The organism is Methylobacterium sp. WL9 (assembly GCF_008040035.1).
Lineage (GTDB): Bacteria > Pseudomonadota > Alphaproteobacteria > Rhizobiales > Beijerinckiaceae > Methylobacterium > Methylobacterium thuringiense.
Window position 1 is genome coordinate 1 of sequence record NZ_VRVE01000221.1, and the last position, 353, is coordinate 353.

Sequence of the window (353 nt, forward strand, 5' to 3'; positions counted from 1 at the left end):
GTTGTTCTCGGTGCCTACGATGAGCGTTGTGCGCTGACGGGACTGAAGTTGTTGAATGGCGGTGGGCGCGCCGAGGTCGCTGCTGCCCATATCCGGCCTGTCGAAGCGAGCGGTCCGGACATCGTCAGCAACGGCATTGCCTTATCCGGTACCGCGCATTGGATGTTCGATCGCGGCCTGATCACCCTGTCTGACGGCCTCGAGATCCTGATTTCGCGTCAGGCGAACGACCCCGATGGGATCCGCGGTTTCATCAATCGGACCGGTCGAGCCTTCACACCCTTGAGGCCGCACGACAGACCGCATCCGCATTTCCTCGGCTGGCACAGGGAAAACTGCTTCAAGCAATGAAA

1 protein-coding gene is annotated in these 353 nt (G+C 60.3%); it reads left to right on the forward strand.

Annotated elements, in window-relative coordinates; genetic code table 11:
• A partial coding sequence (locus tag FV217_RS22580; RefSeq protein ID WP_187272687.1) for an HNH endonuclease occupies positions 1-351 on the forward strand: 351 nt, incomplete at its 5' end.
• Between the last annotated feature and the right edge of the window lie 2 nt (positions 352-353).